The organism is Streptomyces sp. NPDC054847 (assembly GCF_053610925.1).
Map to the genome: position 1 here is coordinate 1 of NZ_JBSGZJ010000772.1, position 1316 is coordinate 1316.

At 72.4% G+C, this 1316-nt stretch carries 1 protein-coding gene; it reads left to right on the forward strand.

The annotated features are described in order from the left end of the window. The first annotated feature begins 217 nt into the window (after positions 1–217). Positions 218–1117 carry a bis(hydroxyethyl) terephthalate hydrolase gene (gene bdeA, locus ACWGH4_RS35140; RefSeq protein WP_453467970.1) on the forward strand — a complete coding sequence of 300 codons (900 nt, stop codon included), beginning with the start codon at positions 218–220 and terminating at the stop codon, positions 1115–1117. Positions 1118–1316: the final 199 nt, after the last annotated feature.

Below are 1316 nucleotides of genomic sequence, written 5' to 3' on the forward strand. Positions count from 1 at the left end.
CCCTTCCGCTGTGTGGCGGGCCCGCCGGGGGCGGCCCGCCGCGGCGGACGCCGGTCCGCGAGGAGACCGGTGAACTTGCCGATGCCCTACCGGGGTCGGGGCCCCGACGGTGGTACCGCCATCAACACGGCGGTACGCGACCGGCACGGCGGACTCCTGGTGACGACGGGTCAGGTCCTGCGGCGCGTAACCGCCTCGACCCGAGAGGACCCTCCTCGTGCACCTCACCCCCACGAGCCGCACCCGCCGCCGTTCCCTGCTGGGCGCGGCGGCCGCAGCGGCGGCAGCCCTGTGCGCCACCCTCCTGCCCGGCACGCAGGCCCAGGCCGCCGACAACCCGTACGAGCGCGGTCCCGCTCCGACCGTCGCCTCCATCGAGGCCTCGCGCGGCCCGTACTCGGTCTCCGAGACGTCCGTCTCCTCGCTGGCCGTCACGGGCTTCGGCGGCGGCACCATCTACTACCCGACGTCCACCGCGGACGGCACGTTCGGGGCCGTCGCCATCTCGCCCGGCTTCACCGCCTACGAGTCGTCCATCGCGTGGCTCGGTCCGCGGCTCGCCTCCCAGGGCTTCGTGGTCTTCACCATCGACACCAACAGCATCTACGACCAGCCCGGCAGCCGGGGCGACCAACTCCTCGCCGCGCTCGACTACCTGACCCAGCGCAGCTCGGTCCGCGGCCGGATCGACAGCACCCGGCTCGGGGTCATGGGCCACTCCATGGGCGGCGGCGGCACGCTCGAGGCCGCCAAGACCCGTCCCTCGCTGCAGGCGGCGATCCCGCTGACCGGCTGGAACACGGACAAGACCTGGCCCGAACTGCGCACACCCACCATGGTGATCGGCGCCGACGGTGACACCGTCGCCTCCGTCTCCTCGCACTCGGAGCCGTTCTACCAGTCGCTGCCGGCGTCGCTCGACAAGGCGTACCTGGAGCTCAACAACGCCAACCACTTCACCCCGAACAGCAGCAACACCACGATCGCGAAGTACAGCATTTCGTGGCTGAAGCGGTTCATCGACAACGACACCCGGTACGAGCAGTTCCTCTGCCCGCTGCCGCGGCCCAGCCTGACCATCGAGGAGTACCGGGGCAACTGCCCGCACGGTTCCTGAGCCTCCCACGGCACCTTTGGCGGCGGTCGCGAGCGCTTGCGGCCGTCGCCGTTCCGCTGTGCCACCGCACGCCCGCGGCCCGCCCCGGTTGGGCGCCGGCACAGTGCGGGGGCCGCTCTTCCGGCGCGACACCGCAGGTGACAGGGGCGAGGGGACGTCCGCCGCGCCCGGACGGATGGCTTCCGCCGCAGTTTACGCG